Here is a 21,094-nt window from a genome sequence, read left to right on the forward strand (position 1 = left end):
GGAATAAAGTATTAAATATAGTAAACGTATTTATTCAATTAAACATAATCGTATTAACGATGAAATTAAATCAAATGAAATTAGATTAATTGGTGTAAATAATGAATTAATTGGAATTGTAAATTTAAATCAAGGCTTACAATATGCAAAAAAACTAAAATTAGATTTAGTAGAAATTAGTCCTAATGCAAATCCTATAGTATGTCGTATAATGGATTATGGAAAATTTTTATATAAAAAAAGTAAAAATCTTAAAGAACAAAAAAAAAAACAAAAAATTATACAAATTAAAGAAGTTAAGTTTCGACCTAATACTGATATAGGGGATTATCAAGTTAAATTAAAACATTTAAATCGATTTTTAATGCAGGGACATAAAGTAAAAATTACTTTAAGATTCCGAGGAAGAGAAATGGCGTATAAAAATCTTGGAATTGTAATGTTGAAAAGAATTCGGGATGATTTAAGTATTATATCATTTGTAGAATCATTCCCTTTAAAAATTGAAGGTCGTCAAATGATTATGATTTTATCTCCTAAAAAAAAATAATTTTTTATCATTTTTTAATTTATATGGTAATTTTATGCCTAAAATGAAGACATTAAAAAGTGCTGTAAAACGTTTTAGAAGTACATCTTCTGGAGAATTTAAAAAAAAAAAATCTAATTTAAGACATATTTTAACTAAAAAAACATCTCATCGAAAAAGACATCTTAGATCAAAAAATTTAGTTTCAAAATCAGATAAAAATCATGTTCGATTTTTTTTTCCATATATTTAATTTATTATTCATATAATTATTATAATGATATGAAATATTTTTATTAAGAGGTTGAAATGGCTCGTGTAAAACGGGGTGTAGTTGCTCATAAAAAACATAAAAAAATTTTGAAACAAGCAAAAGGATATTATGGAGCTCGATCACGTGTTTATCGTGTTGCAAAACAAGCTGTAATTAAATCTGGACAATATGCATATCGTGATAGAAGACAAAAAAAAAGACAATTTAGAAAATTATGGATTTCTCGTATTAATGCTGCTGTTCGTTTACATGATATTTCATATAGTAATTTTATATTTGGTTTAAAAAAAAATAATATTCAAATTAATCGTAAAATATTATCAAATTTAGCTATTATGGATAATAATTCTTTTTCTTTTTTAGTAAAAAATATAAAAAATAGTATAAAATAATTTTTTTATTTTTTAATATAAAAATATATTTTAATATAAGCTTCCTTTTTTTGGGAGCTTTTATTAGATAAAATATTTAGGTATAATTTTGAATAAATTAAAAATTTATTTTGATAAAATTCAATTTTTAAAAAATTTTGAATTAGAATTAAAACTTATTAAAACAAAAAATCAATTAAATATTTTAAAAATTAAATATCTTGGAAAAAAGGGTTTAATTTCAAATTATATTAAAGAATTTAAGATTTTAGAATTAGAAAAACGTAAATATTTTTTAAAAAAAATTAATTATGTAAAAAAATATATTAAAAATATTTTTGATAATGAAAGAATAAAATTTGATAATTTAGAGATAAATAAAAAAAATCGTTTTAAACAAATAGATATATCTTTGCCAGGACGTAAAAAAAAATTAGGTGCTATTCATCCTATTACAAGTTTTATTTATTATATTGAATCAATATTTTCTAAATTTGGTTTTAATATTATAAAAAATGGATTTGAAATAGAGCATCAATATTATAATTTTGATGCTTTAAATATACCTATTTCTCATCCTGCTCGTAATATGCAGGATACTTTTTGGTTTAATTCAGATTTTTTATTAAGAACTCAAACTTCAAATATGCAAATTCATGAAATAAAAAAAAAAAAATTACCAATTAAAATTATTGTTCCTGGAAAAGTATATCGTAAAGATTATGATCAAACTCATAGTCCAATGTTTTATCAAATTGAGGGTTTAATAATTGATAAAAATATTAATTTTTCACACTTAAAATGGATTATTAATATATTTTTAGATATTTTTTTTAATAAAAAAATGAAAATAAGATTTCGATCTTCTTATTTTCCTTTTACTATATTATCTTCTGAAGTAGATGTTATGGATGAAAATAATACTTGGTTAGAAATATTAGGATGTGGTATGGTTCATCCTAATATTTTAAAACGATTTAATATTGATATTAATATATATTCTGGTTTTGCATTTGGTATGGGAGTAGAAAGAATGATTATGTTATATTATGGAATAAATGATTTACGTTTATTTTTAAAAAATGATTTACGATTTTTAAAACAATTTAAAAAAAATAGGTATTTTTAATGAAATTAAGTGAACATTCTTTAAGAAATTGGATTGATACAAAATTATCTATTGAGGTGATTTGTGAACAAATTACTAATTCTGGATTAGAAGTTGAAGAAATTAAACTTAATATTAATAATTTTAAAAATATTTTTATTGGTGAAGTTATTTCATTTAAAATACATCCATATAATGATAATTTATTAGTTTTAAAGGTTAATATTGGAAAAAAAATAATAAATATCATAAATAATAAAAATTATATTCAAAAAAATATAAAAGTATTAGTTGCTTGTATTGGTTCAGAAATTATTTATAATAAAAAAATTATATCATTAAATATTAAAGGAATAATATCTGAAGGTAAATTATGCACATTTCATGATATAGGAATATTTAATAAAATAAATAAAATTATTAAATTACCTTTTTTTGCTCCAATTGGAATAGAGTTAAAAGATTTTAATTTTTATAAAGATAAAATAATTAAAATTAATACGACTTTTAATAGAACTGATACATTTGGTGCTTTTGGAATTGCTAGAGAAGTAGCTATTTTAAATAATTTAGAATTTCCTAAATTAAAAAATATTAAAATACCAATTAATTTTAAAAAAGATATTAAAATTTTGATAAATAAAAATATAAATTATAACTGTTTTGGTAGAATTATTAAAAATATTAATTTAAAAACAAAAACTCCAATATGGATTAAAGAAAAATTAAGAAAATATCATATTAATAATGTTAATATTGTTGTTGATATTATTAATTATATATTTATAGAATTAGGACAATCTTTATATACGTTTAGTTTTTTAAATGATTTTGATAATATCAATGTATGTTTTTTAAAATCTCATATAATTTTAAAGAATAATAAAGATATTTATTTAAATGATAAAATATTAATTTTAAAAAATAAAAATAAAATTTTATCATTATTGGGTAATATAGATTATAATTTGTTTCCTATAAATATTAATGAAAATAATTTATTTCTTGGTTCATTTTTTATTGATCCTAATATTTTAAATAATTCTATTTATCAATTTAAAATTAATAATAAAATAAAATTAAATGATTATTTTGTTGATCCGGAAAATCAACTTAAAGTTATTGAATATGCAACATATTTATTTTTAAAAATTTGTGGTGGTTATACTAGTAATATTACTAATATTCAATCAGAAAAATATTTTAAATATATAAATAGAGAAATAAAATTATATTATAAAAATATAATAAAAATTATAGGATTTAATATTTGTTATTATTTTATTGAAAATATTTTAAAGAAAATAGGATATACTTTTTTTAGAAAGAAAGATTTCTGGATTATTATTCCTCCATCTTGGAGATCTGATTTGTTATTTGAAGAAGATATATTATCTGATATAATGAGAATATATCAATATGATAAAATTATATCTACTCCTTTAATCACTTATAATAATTTTGTTAAAGATGATATTTTAGAAAATTATTTAAAAAGAGTGAAATATACATTAGTTGATTTAGGATATTATGAAGTAATTAATTATAGTTTTATTGATCCTGATATTCAAAAAGTAATTTATCCAAATAAAAAATTTTTATTTTTACAAAATCCTATATCAAAAGATATGTCTTGTATGAGAATTTCACTTTGGCCTGGATTAATTAAAAATTTATTATATCATCAAAATCGTCAATATGAAGAAGTTTGTTTATTTGAAAGTGGTTTATGTTTTTTTCCTATTAAACAAAAAAAAAAATTTGTTAAACAAAATTTGTATTTTTCAGGAATTATTGGAAATTTAAATTATAAATATCACTGGGATGTTTCTGCAAAAAAATTTGATTTTTATGATTTAAAAGGTCATGTAGAATCAATTTTTGATTCTATAGGTTATTTAAAAAGTATTAAATTTAAAAAATCAATTATATCAGGTTTACATATTAGTAATAGTGTTGAAATTTTTTTTAATAATATATTTATTGGTTACATGGGTGAATTAGATCCATTTTTATTAAATTATTTTAATATAAATTATTCAACTTTTTTATTTGAAATATTTTGGTATAAAATACATTTTAAAAGATTAAATTTAATAAATAAAGTATCTGAATTTCCATATAGTAAAAGAGATATTTCAATTATTATTGATGAGAAAATATTAGTTGAAGATATAATTTTATTTTGTAAAAAACAGTTTATTTCAGAAATAGTTAAAATTTATATAATTGATATATATACAGGAAATCCTATCGTAAAAGGAAAAAAAAGTGTTACTTTAACTTTTATTTTTCAAAGTATGTATAAAACATTTAAAGATATAGAAATTGATTATATGATTAATGATTGTGTTAAAAAAATATATTATAAATTTCATGCTATTTTAAGAATGTAATTTTTATATTTTAATAAGATTAATAATTATTAGAAATATATGTTTAATTTTTAATAATAATGTAATTCTATTTTTTTGAATTTCTTGAGAAGTATATTTAATAGAATTTTTATTTAAAAAATTATTTATAAATTTATTAAATTGAAATAATAATTTAAATGCTTGTTTATATTTTCTTTTTTTATTTAATATTTTTAACATACAATCGTTATTGTTCATATTTATAAATAATTGTTTTTCTTCTTCATTTTGAATTAATTGATAATTTAAATGATTATTTTTTTCATTAATTTTTATTTTTTTAAGTAAATTAAATATTCTTTTATATGTAATAATTGTATTTTGAAAATTTATATTATTTTTTATTTTATGAATAGTTTTTAATAATATATCTATGTTTAATAAATTATTTTTATGACATGAAAAAACTGATTTAATAACATTTATTTCATATTTTTTTTTATACCAAATATATAATCGATCTTTTATAAATTTTATAATTTTTTTTAAAATTTCTTTTTTAGGATATAAAAAATAATAAGTATTAATTGATTTTTTAATAATTTTGTAAATATTAATATTAATTTTTTTTTCTATTATAATTCGTATTATTCCAATTGTTAATCTTCTTAAAAAAAATGGATCTTTATTATTTTTAGGGATTTTATTAATTAAAAATAATCCAACTATAGTATCAATTTTTTCAGTAATAGCCAAAGTACAACTTAATATATTTGAAGGTAATGTATCATTTGAAAAATTAGGTTTATATTGTTCTTTTATTGATAAAGCAATATCTTTTGATTCATTATCTTTTAAGGCATAATACATACCAATAATACCTTTTAATTCTGGAAATTCATATGCCATATAAGTATTAAGATCACATTTTGATAAATAAGCTGCTTTTAATGATTCTTTTAAGTTAGATTTTGTATATTTTGAAACATATTTTATTAAATAAATTATTCTTTCTGATTTTTCTAACATAGTTCCTAATTTTTCATGAAAAATAATTTTTTTTAATAGTGGAAAATATTCTTTTAATTTTATTTTATAATCTTGTTTCATAAAAAAGATTATATCTGAAAATTTAGAGTTTAAAATAAATTCATTATCTAATATAATTTTTTCATTATTTTTAGAATTATTATTAGCGACAATAATAAAATAATTAGTTAATTTATTATTATATATATTATATATTGGAAAATATTTTTGTATTGATTTCATAATATATATTATTATTTCTTGTGGAATATTTAAAAAACTTTTTTCAAATTTTGCTAATAATATTTTTGGCCATTCTACTAAACAAGTAATTTCTTCTAATAAATTTTTACAGTATTGAATTTTACCTTTTATTTTAAATATTTTTTTTTGAATTTGATATTTAATTTTTTTTTTTCTAATATTAAATTTTGATATTACTTTACCTTTTTTATATAATAAATTTTCATATTCTTTTGCATGTTTAATTTTAATTTTTTTAAATTTTGTAAATATATTTCCATATAAATATTTTTTAGAAGGAATTCCAAATTGATTAAATTTAATTAATTTATTATCTATTAATATAATAATATTTCGAATTGGTCGAATAAATTGTATATCATATTGATTCCATTTCATTTTTTTTGATGTATATATATTTTTAATAGTAAAAGTAATAATTTTTAATAAAATATTTTTTATAGATATGGTATTTTTTATATTTTCATATAATAACCATTTTCCTTTCTTATTACTTAATATTGTTGTATCTTTTAAATTAATATTAAATTTTTTTAACCATTTCAATGCTGGAGTAGTTATTTTACCATGAATATCAAAAGATTCTTTAATTGAAGGTCCTCGATATTTTTTTTTTTTTATAATTAATGATGTGTTTAATTTTTTGATTATAATTGCAATTCTTCTTGGAGTATCAAATATATTTATTTTATAAAAATGAATTTTATATTTTTCAAGTTGAAATTTAATATTTTCATAAAATTGATTTGCAATATTTCTTATTTGTTTTGATGGAATTTCTTCAATATTTAATTCTACTAAACATGTTTTATAATTCATATTTTATTATATATTATCCTTTTTTTTATAATAATGTATTTTTTTCATTTTGATAATATTTTTTTGCAATTTTTGTTATTATAGATCTAATATTTAAAATATATTTTTGTCGTTCTGTACTAGAAATAATTTGTCTTGAATCTAATAAATTAAAATTATGTGTTGCATATAAAATATGTTCATAAGAGGGTATTATTAAAGGATTTTTTAATGATATTAATCTTTTTGCCTCAAATAAATGTTGGTTAAATAATATTTTTAAAATTTCAATATTTGAATTTTGAAAATTATATAATGATTGCTGAATTTCATTATTTTGAAATAAATCTTTATAGTAAATTGTAAATTTTTTATTTTTATCCCAAATAATATCATATATATTATTTTTATTTTGAATATTCATAGCAATTCTTTCTAATCCATATGTTATTTCTACAGAAATTGGATTACATTTTAATGATCCCATTTTTTGAAAATATGTAAATTGTGTAATTTCTATTCCGTTTAACCATACTTCCCATCCAATTCCCCAAGCACCTAATGTAGGATTTTCCCAATCATCTTCTATAAAACGTATATCATTTAATTGTATATTTATATTAATTTCATTTAATGATTTTAAATATATTTTTTGAATATTATGTGGTGCTGGTTTCATAATTACTTGAAATTGATAATATTGTTGTAATCTATTAGGATTATTTCCATATCTTCCATCTGTTGGTCTTCTAGAATGTTGTAAATATGCCATTCGTAATGGTTTAGGATCAATAGATCTAAAAAAAGTACATTGATGAAATGTACCTGCACCTACTGGTATATCAATTGGTTGTATAATTATGCAACCATATTTTGACCAAAATTTTTTTAATTTTTCAATTAAATCACAACATGTTAAAATATTTTCTATTTTCATAATAATTATTTGTATTTATAAAATAATATTTTATTTAATTTATTTTATTATTAATTATATTTTATATTATAATTAATAAAATTAATTATATTTTTATATTTTAAATTAAAATTATATAATGATATTTTTATAAAAAAATTTTATTATATAATTTTAATTAAATATAAATATTTTTATTTGAGGTAGAGTGTGATTATAATTAATGGAGAAGAACGTTTAAAAATAGGAAAAAGTGCTAGTAGAAAATTAAGAAAAATTGATAATAAAATTCCTGGTATTATTTATGGTTTAAAAAAAAATATATTACATATATCTTTGGATCATGATGTTGTTTTCAATCTTCAAGAAAATGAAAAATTTTATACTGACCCTTTAATGTTAAGAATATTAGGTAAAAAATATTTAGTCTCTGTACAATCTGTACAAAGACATTGTTTTAAAAAAAAAATATTACATATTGATTTTTTATATAAAAAACATTAATTTTATATAAAAATTTTGTCGGTACGTAATAATTTATATGAAAAAATTTTCGTACCGATAAATAAAATAATTATATAATTAATAAAATTTAAAATAATATTTTTTATATTATTTTTTTTTTATATATTATCCATACTATAAAAATAATTATTATTATACTTAATAAAATAGGTATTAAAAACCATAAAGGAAAACATTTTTTTATATATTCTGGATGATTTATTAATATTCCTGTAAATATTCCTGGTAAAAAATATAATATAGGCCATATTATACAACCCATAAAACTTGGTAATATAAATTTTTTTATTGGTATTTCAACCATTCCTGACATCATAGGAATCAGTGGTCTAGTTGGTCCAATTAATTTTCCAAAAAAAATAGTAATCATACTATATTGATGTAATATTTTTTTTACTTTATTAAATAAAGTAATATTTTTTTGAAATATGTTTATTGTATATATCCAGTTTTTAAATTTCCATCCAATATAATATGATAAATAATCACCTAAAGAACAAGTAATAATACTAGCAATCCATGCTGTATAAAGTGATAATTTCCCACTTCCAATAAGAGTACCTATTGTTGCCATTAAAACCATTCCTGGTAATACTAATCCTAATAATGCTAATGATTCTAAAAATGTTACTATAATTACTAATAATAAAGGATGTGATGAAAACTGTGTCAACAAATATGATAACCAAGCCTTCATAATTTCTCTTTTTAATAAATGAATATTTTATTTAATTTTTTAATTATTATATGATTTATTTATTTTAATTTATAAATATTATTATAATAATTATTATATAATAACATATTATTTTATATTTTAAAATTGGTATTTAAAAATATATGCATTGTATTTTATCAAAAAAATATACTCCTAAAAAATATTTAGGACAAAATTTTCTTCATGATAAAAATATAATAGATAAAATTATTAATTTTATTAATCCAAAAAAAAAAGATACATTAATAGAAATTGGTCCTGGATTAGCAGCATTAACTAAACCAATATGTCATTTTGTTGATAAATTATTTGTTATTGAGTTAGATAAAGATATAATAATTTTATTAAAAAAATTTGATTTTTATAAAAAATTAATTGTTTTTAATATGAATGTTATGCATTTTAATTTTCAAAAATTGTTTATTCAGGAAAATAATATATTAAGAATTTTTGGAAATATACCTTATAATATTTCTGTACAATTAATATTATATTTAATTCAATTTCAAAAGTATATTTTGGATATTAATTTTATGATTCAAAAAGAAGTAGCAGATCGATTAATTGCTAAACCAGGAAATAAATTATATGGTCGATTAAGTATAATAACTCAATGTTATTATGATATTAATATAGGATTTAATATATTTTCAAAATCATTTTTTCCAATTCCAAAAGTGAATTCTAGTTTTATAAAAATGACTCCAAAATTAAAAGTATTATATCCATTAAATAAAATAAATTTTTTAAAAAAAATAACTTTTTTAGCTTTTAAAAAACGTAGAAAAATGTTAAAAAATAGTTTAATGGGTATTTGTGATGAAAATTCTTTATTAAATTTAAATATTAATCCTAATATTCGTGCAGAAAATGTATCAATATATGAATATTGTAAACTTGCTGATTTTTTATATTCTTTGCAATAATTTTTATTATTTTATATTTTATTTAAAAAAAATAAGGATTTTAATATGAGTACATATTTAATTAGTGATATTCATGGATGTTTTAAACAATTAGAACTTTTATTAAAAAAAGTTCAATTTAATTCTCAATATGATATTTTATTAGTTGCTGGTGATTTAATTGGAAGAGGTCCAAATTCTTTAGAAGTTTTGTTATATTTAAAATCTTTAGGAAATAATATAAAAATAGTTTTAGGTAATCATGATTTAAAAGCATTATTAATATATTATGGTTTTAAAAAGAATAATATACAAGATAATTTAGATAATTTGTTTAAATCTCAATATGTAAATCAATTAATGGATTGGTTAAGAAAACAACCTGTTTTTTATATTGATAAAAATAAAAAAATTATTATTACTCATGCTGGAATATATCCATATTGGAATTTAAAAGAATTAAAATATTTTTCAAAAAAAATACATTTATATTTATCATCACATAATTTTTTAAATTTTTTAAAAGAAATAATAAATTTTGATTCTTATACTGTATGGAATAAAAAATTAAATATATTTGATCAATTAAAATTTGGTATTAATATATTTACAAAAATGCGTTATTTATCTTATGATAAATCATTAAATTTAAATTATAAAGATGCTCCTTCTTATAAATCTGAATTAAAAAAATTAAAACCCTGGTTTTTTTTTAAAAATTCTATCAATAAAAAATATTCTATTTTTTTTGGTCATTGGGCATCTTTAACTGGAATTATTAATACATATAAAAATATTGTACTTTTAGATAGTGGATGTTGTTGGGGTAAATATTTAAGTATATTTCGATGGGATGATAAAAAATGGTTTAAACAAAAATAAAAAAATATTTATGTGTAATGTTTTTTAAAAAAATTATTTATTTTTTTCATATTTATATTATTTTATTTTTTATTTTTTGTAATTTTATAATTTTTTCATATGGATTAATATTTAATGACATAATTGTAGCAAATGCAGCATTAATTGTAGTATCATAATGAATATTATTTTCTAATGCAATAGATCTAATTTGAGAATAATGTTTATTATTTTTATTTTCACTTGTAGTATCTATAATATAAGAATATTCTTTATTTTTTAAGTGATCTTTAATATTTGGTCTACCTTCATTAATATTATTAATAATTCGAGAAAATATTCCATAATTTTTAAAGTAATGATATGTTTCTTCTGTTGTATCTATTTTAAAACCTAATTGTATTAATAATACTGTTAAGTTAGTAATATGTTTTTTATCTTTTTTTGATATTGATAATAATATTCTATTTTTTTTTTGAATTTTTGTTTTTATATTTGCCATTATTTTTGAAAAAGCATCATAAAATGTTTTTCCAATACCCATTATTTCTCCTGTTGATTTCATCTCTGGACCTAAAATTGGATCAACTCCTGGAAATTTATTAAATGGTAATATAGCTTCTTTAACAGAAAAATATGATATTTTATTTTTAATATCATAATATTTTTGTTTTTTTAATGTTTTCCCTATCATAACCTTAGCTGCAATTTTTGCTAATGGTATTCCTGTTGCCTTTGATACAAAAGGAATAGTTCGAGATGCTCTTGGATTAACTTCAAGAATATATATTTGATCTTTTTGAACAGCAATTTGTATATTCATTAATCCTTTTATTGATAAAGAGAAAGCTAATTTTTTAACTTGTTTTTTAATTTTATTTTTTATATTTTTATCTAATGTATATGTTGGTAAGGAACATGAAGAATCTCCTGAATGAATTCCTGCTTGTTCAATATGTTCCATAATTCCTCCAATTAATACATGTTTTGAATCACAAATAATATCAACATCAATTTCTGTTGCGTTTTCTAAATATTGATCTAATAGTATTGGGTTTTCTTTAGAAGGTTTTAATATTTCATGAAAATATTGTTTTAAATGATTTTCATTATATACAATTTTCATATATCTTCCACCTAATACATAAGAAGGTCTTACCATAATTGGATATTTAATAATATTTGCTTGTAATATTGCTGATTTTATTGTATTAATAGTAGCATTTTTAGGTTGTTTTAATCCTAATGATGATACAATTTCTTGAAATTGATATCTATCTTCTGCTTTATGAATATTATTAGGATCAGTACCAATAATTGGTACATTAAATTTTTTTAATTTTTTAGCTAACTTTAATGGAGTTTGTCCACCATATTGTATAATTACTCCTAATGGATTTTCGATATGAGTAATTTCTAATATATTTTCTAATGTAATAGGTTCAAAATATAATCTATCAGACGTATCATAATCAGTAGAAACTGTTTCAGGATTACAATTTATCATAATAGTTTCAAATCCTTCTTCTTTTAATGCTTGAGCAGCATGTACACAACAATAATCAAATTCTATTCCTTGTCCAATACGATTTGGTCCTCCACCTAAAATTATAATTTTATTATTTTTATTATTTGGTTTACATTCACATTCTTCTCCCCAAGTAGAATACATATATGCTGTTTCAGTATGAAATTCTGCAGCACAAGTATCAATTCTTTTATATATAGGATGTAAATTAAAATTATATCGTATTATTCTAATATCATTTTCTGAAATATTCATTAAAATAGAAATTCTTAAATCTGAAAATCCTTTTTTTTTTATTTTTTTTAAAAATTCATAATTTATATTATAAATATTCTTTTTTTTAATCTTTTCTTCTATATTAATAATATCTTGAATATGTTTTAAAAACCATGGATCAATATATGTTAATTTATGTATATATTCTATAGATTTACCCATTCTAAATGCATCTGCTATATACCATAATCGATCTGAACCAGGATTTTTTAATTCATATTTTATTTTTTTAATACTTTTAGTATTATTAATATTTATTTTTGAATCAAATCCACTAGAATTTATTTCTAATCCATGCATTGCTTTTTGTATAGATTCTTGAAATGTTGTCCCAATAGCCATGACTTCACCAACAGATTTCATTTGAGTAGTTAATCGATCGTTACAACCTAAAAATTTTTCAAAATTAAATCTTGGTATTTTAGTAACAACATAATCTATAGTAGGTTCAAAAGAAGCAGGAATATTTGATTTAGTAATATCATTTTTTAATTCATTTAAAGTATAACCAATAGCAAGTTTAGCTGCAATTTTAGCAATAGGAAATCCAGTTGCTTTAGATGCTAAAGCTGATGATCGAGAAACTCTAGGATTCATTTCGATAACTAACATACGTCCATTTTTAGGATTTATTGCAAATTGTACATTAGATCCTCCTGTTTCTACACCAATTTCTTCTAAAATTTTTATAGATGCATTTCTCATATTTTGATATTCTTGATCAGTTAAAGTTTGTGCTGGAGCTACTGTAATTGAATCACCTGTATGTATTCCCATTGGATCAATATTTTCAATACTACATACTATAATACAATTATTATTACAATCTCGAACTACTTCCATTTCATATTCTTTCCAACCTATTAAAGATTCATCAATTAATAATTCTTGTTGTGGAGATAAGTCAAATCCTTTCTTACATATTTTTTGAAATTCTTCATAATTATATGCAATACCTCCACCTGTTCCTCCCATTGTAAATGATGGACGAATAATACAAGGAAAACCAATTTTTTTAGAAAATTTTAATGCATCTTTAATATTATTAACAATTTTACATTTTGCTGTTTGTAATCCAATTTTTTCTATTGATTTTTTAAATAAATTTCTATCTTCTGATTTTTTAATAGCATCAATACTAGCACCTATAATTTTTACTTTATAATCTGATAAAATATTTTTTTTATATAATTCTAATGTACAATTTAATGCAACCTGTCCTCCCATAGTTGGTAATATTGCATCTGGTTTTTCTTTTTGAATTATTTTTTTAATAATTTTCCAATGAATTGGTTCAATATATGTAGAATCTGCTAATTCAGAATCAGTCATGATTGTTGCAGGATTAGAATTTACTAAAATAATTTTATAACCTTCTGCTTTTAATGCTTTACATGCTTGAGTTCCAGAATAATCAAATTCACATGCTTGTCCAATAATAATTGGACCTGCTCCAATAATTAAAATAGATTTAATATCAGTACGTTTTGGCATTTTTATTCCTATATTATTTTTTTTGATTTTTTTTTATATTTTTAATAAATTTTTTAAATAATTTTTCTGAGTCTTTTGGTCCTGGATTCGCTTCTGGATGTCCTTGAAAACCAAAAGCATTAGTATTAATAATTTTTATTCCTTGTATAGTATTATCAAATAATGATTTATGTGTTACTTTAATATTTTTTGGTAAATTTATTGGATCAATAGTAAAATTATGATTTTGACTTGTAATCATTACTTTTTTTGTTTTTAAATTTTGAACTGGATGATTACTTCCATGATGTCCAAATTTCATTTTTAAAATTTTTGCATTATTCGATAATGCTAATAATTGATGTCCTAAACAAATTCCAAAAATTGGTATTTTAGTTTTTAATAATATTTTTATATTATTAATAATTTTAATACATGACCTAGGGTCACCTGGACCGTTAGATAATACAATTCCATGTGGTTTTAATGATATTACTTTTTCAGCTGATGTTTCTGCTGGAATGATAGTTATTTTACATCCATACTTAATAAGTAATTCTAATATATTTTTTTTTACTCCAAAATCATATACAATAATATTAAATAACGTTTTTTTTTTATTAAATTTCATTATATAATTTTTATTGTTTTTTGATTTCCAAGAATAAATATTTTGTGTACTAATTTTTTTTACTATATTTTCTGTTAATTGATATTTTTTTTTTTTAATATATTTATATGCTGTATTAATATTAATATTTGAATCACTTAATATACATCCAAATTGGATTCCTTTGTTTCTGATTATTTTTGTTAATTTTCTTGTATCAATATTCATAATTCCTATAATATTATTATTTTTTAAATATTTAGATAAAGTAATATTATTTTCATAATGGCTTGATATTAAAGCAAGATTATTAATAATTACACTTTTGACTTGTATTTTATTAGATTCATTATCTATATTATTAATTCCTGTATTACCAATATGTGGATATGTAAATGTAATTATTTGATTGTTATATGAAGGATCGGTCAATATTTCTTGATATCCAGTCATTGAAGTATTAAATACAATTTCACCAACAGTAATTCCTTTTCTTCCAATTTTTATACCTTTAAAAATAGTTTTATCTTCTAAAATTAAAAATGCATGTTCTTTCAATTTTTTCTCCAAAATGAATAAAATTTATTTTTATAACTATATTTTTAATATTTTTTAATTTATTTATTATAAAAATATAATCTATAATTTTATAAATTATATTTTTAAGTGTAATTTTGTTTTTATATTTTTAAAACATGTTTCATATTAAATAATCCTTGTTTTTTATCTTTTAACCATATAGCTGCTTTTATAGCACCATCTGAAAATGTATTTCGGCTATTTGCTTGATGAGATATTACAATATTTTCTTCAGATCCTAAAAACATAATTTTATGTTTACCAATTGTATTTCCTCCTCGAATTATTGAAAATCCGATTTGATTTTTTTTTCTAATATTAGTTATTTCTTTTTTTCTGTATATACTACATTTTTCAAAATTCCATTTTTTATTTTTTGCAATAATTTTACCTATACTTAAAGCAGTACCTGAAGGAGAATCTATTTTATTTCTATGATGTGATTCTAAAATTTCAACATCATAAGAATCATTTAAAATTTTTGATGTATGTTTTAGTAATTCAAAAATTAAATTAATTCCAATACTAAAATTTGAAGAAAGTACAATACTTATTTTTTTTGAATGTTTTTTAATAATATCATATTCTTGTTTTTTAAAACCTGTAGTTCCAATAACAATATTTTTATTATATTGTGCACAAATTTTTAAATTTTTTAATGTTGATTCAGGATTCGTAAAATCTATTAATATATCAAATAAATTTATTGTTTCTTTTATATTTTCATAAATTTTAATTTTTTTTTCTTTTATATTAAAAAGATCTTTTTTTTTTTGTTTTACAATTACACAAGCTAATTTAATATTTTTATATTTTTGTATTGTTTTTATTAAACTGGAACCCATACGTCCATATGCTCCAGTAATTGCTATTTTAATTATATTTTTCATATTTTTTGTATAATAAACAATAAGTATTTTGAATTATTTAAAATAAAATTAATTTTTAAAAAATAAATAATTGAATGAAAAAATTTTATTTATAAAATAGTATTAATTGTTGAAAATTTATATTTTTTATGATTAATTTTAAAATTAAGTAATATAAATATTATTCCAAATAAAATAATTAAATCTGCAAAATTAAAAATAATAATATGATAATTATTTAAATTAATATCTATAAAATCAATAATATATTTATGATATAATCTATCAAATATATTACTAATAGTTCCTCCTAGTATTAATTTATAACCTAAAGAATTATTATAAATAATTTGTATTATAAAATATAATATTAATATTATATTTAAAATTAAAAATAAATATTTATAATTTTTATATTGTATATTAAATATATTAAATATTAAACCATAATTTCTTATATAAAAAATATTTATAATAAAAAATATTTTTTTATATTGATATAATTTAAAATATTTTATAATAAAAAATTTACTTAAAGTATCTATAGTAAATATTATTAATATAATATAAAATTTTTTATAAAAATATACGATTTTCCCCATTTTCATGATTATTTTTATTACATCGATTACATATATTTTTATCTTGATTAATAATTTTTATTTTATTAAAATAATGCCAACATCTTGGACATTTAATACCTAAATATTTTTTTATTAATATTTTTAATCCAGGAATAATACTATTATGAGTATTTTTTAAAGCGTATTTATATTTTTTAATTTTTGTTTGAGAAACTAATAACATAAATTTTAATTCTTTTTTTAATTTTATTAATAAATGATATATATTATCTTTTGCATAAAAAATAATTTTTGTTTCTAAAGATGTATTTATTTTTTTTATTTTTTTTTCTTTTTCAATTAATTTATTTATTTCATATTTTATATTATTTAATGTATTCCAATCTTTTTTTTGAATAATTTCAGTTTTTAAATAATTAAATTTTAATTTAAACCAATTTTTTATAAAAATTGATTGATTATGATTTTTTTTTGGTATATATTGCCAAATTTCATGTGCTGTAAATGGTAAAATTGGAGTAATCCATCTTACTAATGAATGTATAATATAATACATTACAGTTTGACAACTTCTTCTTGCAATGCTATTTTTTTGTGTTGTATATTGTCTATCTTTTATAATATCTAAGTAAAATGAGCCTAATTTTATTGAACAAAATTTAATAATTTTTTTTATTATTTCATGAAATTTATATTCTTCATATAAATGAATAATTTTATTTTGTAAATTTTTGATATTTTCAATCATCCATTTATCTAAAAGGATCATATTATTAAAATTAATTTTATGAATTTTAGGATTAAAATCATAAAGATTACTTAATAAAAATCTACTAGTATTTCTAATTCTACGATAGTGTTCTGTAATTTGTTTAAATGTATCTTTTGATATTATAACATCATTAGAATAATTAGTTGATGCAACCCATAATCGTAAAATATCAGCTCCAAATATTTTAATAATTTCATTTGGTGTAATTATATTACCAATAGATTTAGACATTTTTTTTCCTGTTTGATCTATTGCAAATCCATGGGTTAATATTTCTTGATATGGTGCTGATTGATTTACAATCATTGAAATAATTAAAGATGACATGAACCATCCCCGATATTGATCGGTACCTTCTAAATACATGTTAATATATTGATTATTTTTATTTTTATCATATATATTTAATTCATTTATACATCCAGATTCAAACCATACATCTAATATATCTTTGGATTTTTTATATTCTTTATAATTTTTTCCTAAAATATTTTTTTTATCTATTTTCCACCATATTTCTGATCCTGATTTTTTGATCATATTATTTATTTTTTTTATTATTTCAATAGTTTTAGGATGTAATTCTCCTGTTTTTTTATGAGTAAATAATATTATTGGTATTCCCCATGTTCTTTGTCTTGAAATACACCAGTCAGGTCTATTTTTTAACATGGTATACATTTTTTTATATCCCCACTGAGGTATCCAATTTATTTCTTTAATTTTATGAATTATTTTTTTTTTTAATTTTTCATCTATTTTAATAAACCATTGTTTTGTAACTCGATATATAATTGGTGTTTTATGTCTCCAACAATGAGGATAAGAATGTTGAATAATATCACTATATAATAATTTTTTATTATTTTTAATTATTTTAATAATATTTTTATTACATTGAAAAATATTTTTATTATTTAGTTCATTATGTATATTATTTTTATAATATCCTTTTGAATCAATAATATTAGTTAATTTAATTTTATATTTTTTACTAATTAAATAATCGTCTTCTCCATGATCTGGTGCAATATGTACAGCTCCTGTTCCCATATCTAAATTTACATGTTTAGATAATATAATTGGTATTTGAAAATTTAAAAATGGATGTATAAATTTTAAATTTTCTAATTTTTTTCCAATAATTGTTTGAATAATATTCCATGTTTTAATTTGTATTTTATTCATAATACTTTTAACTAATTTTTTTGCTATAATAATATAATTTTTTTCATATTCAATTAATTGATATTTTATATTAGGATTTACTGCAATTGCACGATTGGCTGGTAAACTCCATGGTGTTGTTGTCCAAATAATGATATGAATTTTTGACGTTACATTAAATATTGGAAATATTTTTTTTAAATTTTCTGTTTGTATAGCTTGAAACATTACAATAATGGAATTTGTATTTTCATCTTGATAATCTACTTCTGCTTCTGCTAAAGCCGATTGACATTTCATACACCAATGTACAGGTTTTAATCCTTTATATAAATATTTTTTTTTAATTATTTTTTTTAATACATTTAATACATTAAATTCTAATTTTTTATCTATAGTTAATTGAGAATTTTTCCAATCAGCAAATATACCTAATCTAATAAAATCATTTTTCTGTTTTTTTACTTGTTCTATTACATATTTTTTACATTTTTTTCGAAATTTTTCTTTATTAATAATAATATTTTTATTTTTTTTTTCAATTTGATGTTCAATGGGTAATCCATGACAATCCCAGAAAGGAATATATGGAACATTAAATCCAGATAATGTTTTTGATTTTATAATTATATCTTTTAAAATTTTATTCATGGCATGACCAATATGGATATTTCCATTAGCATATGGTGGCCCATCATGTATTAAAAATTTTTTTTTTCCTTTTTTTTCTTGAATAATTTTATATATATTTTTTTTATCCCAATATTTTAAAATTTCTGGTTCTTTTTGAGATAAATTTCCCTTCATAGGAAATTGTGTTTTTGGTAAATTTAAAGTTTGTTTATATGATTTCATTTGATTCCAATGTTTTTTAAATTTAAATATTTATAATTTAAAATATTATATTATATTTATTATATTTTTTTTGATATAATAAAATATTTTATTATAATAATTTAATTTATTAATTTTTTTAAATATTATTAAATAATATTTTTTATATTTTTAATATATAAATTATAGGAGTTTTTTAATTGTCAAATATTAAATCTTCTAAAAAATATGCTATTAAATCACAAAAATTAAAAAAAATTAATTCTAGTAGAAGAACTATTCTTCGTAGATTAATGAAAAAAATTTCTATAGCTATTAATGAGAAAAATAAAATATTAGTAAAGAATATTTGGTTAAAATTACAATCTAATTTAGATAAATTTGCTCAAAAAGGTTTAATACATAAAAATACAGCTGCTAGATATAAATCTAAATTTTATTTAAAAATAAAAAATTTAGATTAATTTTATTATTAATATATAATATAAATAATATTTTATTATAAAAATATTGCTTCATTTTTTATTTTAAATGAAGCAATATTATAAAAATTTATTTTGTCAAATCATCAAAAAATTTTTTCACTCCTTCAAAAAATTTTTTTGATTTTGGATTACTTTTTTCTATATTTTTTTCACTTAAACTATTTTGTAATTCTTTTAATAATTTTTTTTGATAATTATTTAAATTAACTGGAGTTTCTATCATAACTCTACATAATAAATCCCCGGTTTGATAAGTTCTAATAGAATTAACACCTTTATTTTTAATTCGAAATAATTTTCCTGATTGTGTTTCAGGAGGAATTTTTAATTTTATTTTACCATCTAAAGTTGGTACGTTAATATCTCCACCTAGTGTTGCTATACAGAAATTGATAGGAATTTCACAATATAAATCATTTTTTTTTCTTTGAAAAATAGGGTGTTTTTTAACAAAAATCTTAATATATAAATCTCCTGAAGGAGCATTATTTTCTCCAGCTTCACCTTCATTATTTAATTTAATTTTATCATTACTATCAATTCCTGCTGGAATTTTTATTAATATTTTTTTTTGTTTTTTTATTCTTCCAGTACTTTTACAATGTAAGCATGGATTTGCAATAATTTCACCTTTTCCATAACAATGAGAACATGTTTGTTGTACGGAAAAAAAACCTTGTCTAATATGTATTTGACCACTTCCTTTACAATTATGACATTTTTGTGGTTTTTCTCCAGAATTGGAACCGCTGCCATAACAAAAATTACATTTTTGTAATTTTGAAATTAATATTTCTTTATTTATTCCTCGAACAGCCTCTTCAAGTGTTAATTCTAAATTATATTGTAAGTCTGATCCTCTTTGATTTTGACGTTTTTTATTATTTCCAAAAATATCTCCAAATACATCTCCAAATATATCACTAAAATCTGCACTATTAGAAAAATTTGTATCAAAAGAAGAATAATTAGAATATCCTCCTTGTTCAAATGCAGCATTTCCATATTGATCATATGCTGCTCTTTTTTGAGGGTCTATTAATATATCATATGCTTCTTTAATTTCTTTAAATTTTTTTTCTGCATTTTTATTACCCTGATTTCGATCAGGATGATATTTCATTGCTAATTTTTTATATGATTTTTTTATTTCTCGATCATTCGCTGATTTTGTAATTCCTAAAATTGTATAATAATTTTTTTTTATCATTCTATTGTTCCTAAATATTACTAGGATTTAACGGACGTAAGATATTATTTTT

18 protein-coding genes are annotated in these 21,094 nt (G+C 18.8%); 9 read left to right on the top strand and 9 right to left on the bottom strand.

The features are described from left to right. Window positions 1–10: 10 nt before the first annotated feature. The 5 genes from infC (at window position 11) to pheT (ending at window position 4,678) form a co-directional block, all read left to right on the top strand. Window positions 11–550 (top strand): translation initiation factor IF-3, encoded by a 540-nt coding sequence (infC, locus tag D9V81_RS00475; RefSeq protein WP_158349363.1) that lies wholly within the window; start codon window positions 11–13, stop codon window positions 548–550. Between the two features lie 34 nt (window positions 551–584). After that, window positions 585–782 (top strand): 50S ribosomal protein L35, encoded by a 198-nt coding sequence (rpmI, locus tag D9V81_RS00480; protein ID WP_158349364.1) that lies wholly within the window; start codon window positions 585–587, stop codon window positions 780–782. 56 nt (window positions 783–838) lie between these two features. After that, window positions 839–1,195, top strand: coding sequence for a 50S ribosomal protein L20 (rplT, locus tag D9V81_RS00485; RefSeq protein ID WP_158349365.1), 357 nt, complete (start codon window positions 839–841; stop codon window positions 1,193–1,195). Between the two features lie 88 nt (window positions 1,196–1,283). After that, the gene (gene pheS, locus D9V81_RS00490; protein WP_261978187.1) at window positions 1,284–2,303 is read left to right on the top strand and encodes a phenylalanine--tRNA ligase subunit alpha; all 1,020 of its coding nucleotides are present in this window, start codon (window positions 1,284–1,286) and stop codon (window positions 2,301–2,303) included. Next, on the top strand, window positions 2,303–4,678 hold the full coding sequence (gene pheT, locus D9V81_RS00495) for a phenylalanine--tRNA ligase subunit beta (protein WP_158349366.1): 2,376 nt from the start codon (window positions 2,303–2,305) through the stop codon (window positions 4,676–4,678). Before pheS ends, pheT begins: the two co-directional genes overlap by 1 nt. A 3-nt stretch (window positions 4,679–4,681) precedes the next feature. Here the strand turns inward: pheT and glyS are convergent, their stop codons facing one another. Both glyS and D9V81_RS00505 read right to left on the bottom strand, forming a co-directional pair. Next, window positions 4,682–6,751, bottom strand: a complete 2,070-nt coding sequence (gene glyS, locus D9V81_RS00500) for a glycine--tRNA ligase subunit beta (protein ID WP_158349367.1) — start codon at window positions 6,749–6,751, stop codon at window positions 4,682–4,684. Window positions 6,752–6,776: 25 nt separating this feature from the next. After that, window positions 6,777–7,667, bottom strand: coding sequence for a glycine--tRNA ligase subunit alpha (locus D9V81_RS00505; protein ID WP_158349368.1), 891 nt, complete (start codon window positions 7,665–7,667; stop codon window positions 6,777–6,779). A 189-nt stretch (window positions 7,668–7,856) separates the two neighbouring features. Here D9V81_RS00505 and rplY point away from each other — a divergent pair, with 189 nt between their 5' ends. Continuing rightward, window positions 7,857–8,150 (top strand): 50S ribosomal protein L25, encoded by a 294-nt coding sequence (gene rplY, locus D9V81_RS00510; RefSeq protein WP_158349369.1) that lies wholly within the window; start codon window positions 7,857–7,859, stop codon window positions 8,148–8,150. A gap of 103 nt (window positions 8,151–8,253) precedes the next feature. On the opposite strand, the gene D9V81_RS00515 is transcribed toward rplY, so the two are convergent. After that, window positions 8,254–8,868, bottom strand: a complete 615-nt coding sequence (locus tag D9V81_RS00515; RefSeq protein WP_158349370.1) for a DedA family protein — start codon at window positions 8,866–8,868, stop codon at window positions 8,254–8,256. A gap of 143 nt (window positions 8,869–9,011) precedes the next feature. On the opposite strand from D9V81_RS00515, the gene rsmA reads away from it, so the two are divergent. Together rsmA and D9V81_RS00525 are read left to right on the top strand one after the other, a co-directional pair. After that, the gene (rsmA, locus tag D9V81_RS00520) at window positions 9,012–9,815 is read left to right on the top strand and encodes a 16S rRNA (adenine(1518)-N(6)/adenine(1519)-N(6))-dimethyltransferase RsmA (RefSeq protein ID WP_158349371.1); all 804 of its coding nucleotides are present in this window, start codon (window positions 9,012–9,014) and stop codon (window positions 9,813–9,815) included. 45 nt (window positions 9,816–9,860) lie between these two features. Continuing rightward, window positions 9,861–10,676, top strand: a complete 816-nt coding sequence (locus D9V81_RS00525; RefSeq protein WP_158349372.1) for a symmetrical bis(5'-nucleosyl)-tetraphosphatase — start codon at window positions 9,861–9,863, stop codon at window positions 10,674–10,676. A 52-nt stretch (window positions 10,677–10,728) separates the two neighbouring features. On the opposite strand, the gene carB is transcribed toward D9V81_RS00525, so the two are convergent. The 5 genes from carB to ileS form a co-directional block, all read right to left on the bottom strand. Next, window positions 10,729–13,953, bottom strand: a complete 3,225-nt coding sequence (gene carB, locus D9V81_RS00530; RefSeq protein ID WP_158349373.1) for a carbamoyl-phosphate synthase large subunit — start codon at window positions 13,951–13,953, stop codon at window positions 10,729–10,731. A gap of 13 nt (window positions 13,954–13,966) precedes the next feature. Beyond that, window positions 13,967–15,112 carry a glutamine-hydrolyzing carbamoyl-phosphate synthase small subunit gene (gene carA / locus D9V81_RS00535; RefSeq protein WP_158349374.1) on the bottom strand — a complete coding sequence of 382 codons (1,146 nt, stop codon included), beginning with the start codon at window positions 15,110–15,112 and terminating at the stop codon, window positions 13,967–13,969. Between the two features lie 110 nt (window positions 15,113–15,222). Continuing rightward, entirely contained in the window at window positions 15,223–16,011 is a 789-nt protein-coding gene (dapB, locus tag D9V81_RS00540; RefSeq protein WP_158349375.1) for a 4-hydroxy-tetrahydrodipicolinate reductase, read from the bottom strand. Window positions 16,012–16,100: 89 nt separating this feature from the next. Beyond that, window positions 16,101–16,598, bottom strand: a complete 498-nt coding sequence (gene lspA, locus D9V81_RS00545) for a signal peptidase II (protein ID WP_158349376.1) — start codon at window positions 16,596–16,598, stop codon at window positions 16,101–16,103. Beyond that, on the bottom strand, window positions 16,567–19,368 hold the full coding sequence (gene ileS / locus D9V81_RS00550) for an isoleucine--tRNA ligase (protein ID WP_158349377.1): 2,802 nt from the start codon (window positions 19,366–19,368) through the stop codon (window positions 16,567–16,569). The genes lspA and ileS overlap by 32 nt, the downstream gene beginning before the upstream one ends. Before the next feature lie 179 nt (window positions 19,369–19,547). Here ileS and rpsT point away from each other — a divergent pair, with 179 nt between their 5' ends. Further along, entirely contained in the window at window positions 19,548–19,811 is a 264-nt protein-coding gene (gene rpsT / locus D9V81_RS00555) for a 30S ribosomal protein S20 (RefSeq protein ID WP_158349378.1), read from the top strand. A gap of 88 nt (window positions 19,812–19,899) precedes the next feature. On the opposite strand, the gene dnaJ is transcribed toward rpsT, so the two are convergent. Further along, the gene (gene dnaJ, locus D9V81_RS00560) at window positions 19,900–21,042 is read right to left on the bottom strand and encodes a molecular chaperone DnaJ (protein WP_158349379.1); all 1,143 of its coding nucleotides are present in this window, start codon (window positions 21,040–21,042) and stop codon (window positions 19,900–19,902) included. Window positions 21,043–21,094: the final 52 nt, after the last annotated feature.

It is taken from the genome of Buchnera aphidicola (Therioaphis trifolii) (genome assembly GCF_005080705.1).
Lineage (GTDB): Bacteria > Pseudomonadota > Gammaproteobacteria > Enterobacterales > Enterobacteriaceae > Buchnera_L > Buchnera_L aphidicola_X.

Coding starts and splice junctions, on each gene's coding strand:
- rsmA (WP_158349371.1), top strand. CDS start 9,012: ATGCATTGTATTTTATCAAAAAAATATACTCCTAAAAAATATTTAGGA.
- pheT (WP_158349366.1), top strand. CDS start 2,303: ATGAAATTAAGTGAACATTCTTTAAGAAATTGGATTGATACAAAATTA.
- rpmI (WP_158349364.1), top strand. CDS start 585: ATGCCTAAAATGAAGACATTAAAAAGTGCTGTAAAACGTTTTAGAAGT.
- dnaJ (WP_158349379.1), bottom strand. CDS start 21,042: ATGATAAAAAAAAATTATTATACAATTTTAGGAATTACAAAATCAGCG.
- rplT (WP_158349365.1), top strand. CDS start 839: ATGGCTCGTGTAAAACGGGGTGTAGTTGCTCATAAAAAACATAAAAAA.
- glyS (WP_158349367.1), bottom strand. CDS start 6,751: ATGAATTATAAAACATGTTTAGTAGAATTAAATATTGAAGAAATTCCA.
- ileS (WP_158349377.1), bottom strand. CDS start 19,368: ATGAAATCATATAAACAAACTTTAAATTTACCAAAAACACAATTTCCT.
- lspA (WP_158349376.1), bottom strand. CDS start 16,598: ATGAAAATGGGGAAAATCGTATATTTTTATAAAAAATTTTATATTATA.
- D9V81_RS00525 (WP_158349372.1), top strand. CDS start 9,861: ATGAGTACATATTTAATTAGTGATATTCATGGATGTTTTAAACAATTA.
- dapB (WP_158349375.1), bottom strand. CDS start 16,011: ATGAAAAATATAATTAAAATAGCAATTACTGGAGCATATGGACGTATG.
- carB (WP_158349373.1), bottom strand. CDS start 13,953: ATGCCAAAACGTACTGATATTAAATCTATTTTAATTATTGGAGCAGGT.
- D9V81_RS00515 (WP_158349370.1), bottom strand. CDS start 8,868: ATGAAGGCTTGGTTATCATATTTGTTGACACAGTTTTCATCACATCCT.
- D9V81_RS00505 (WP_158349368.1), bottom strand. CDS start 7,667: ATGAAAATAGAAAATATTTTAACATGTTGTGATTTAATTGAAAAATTA.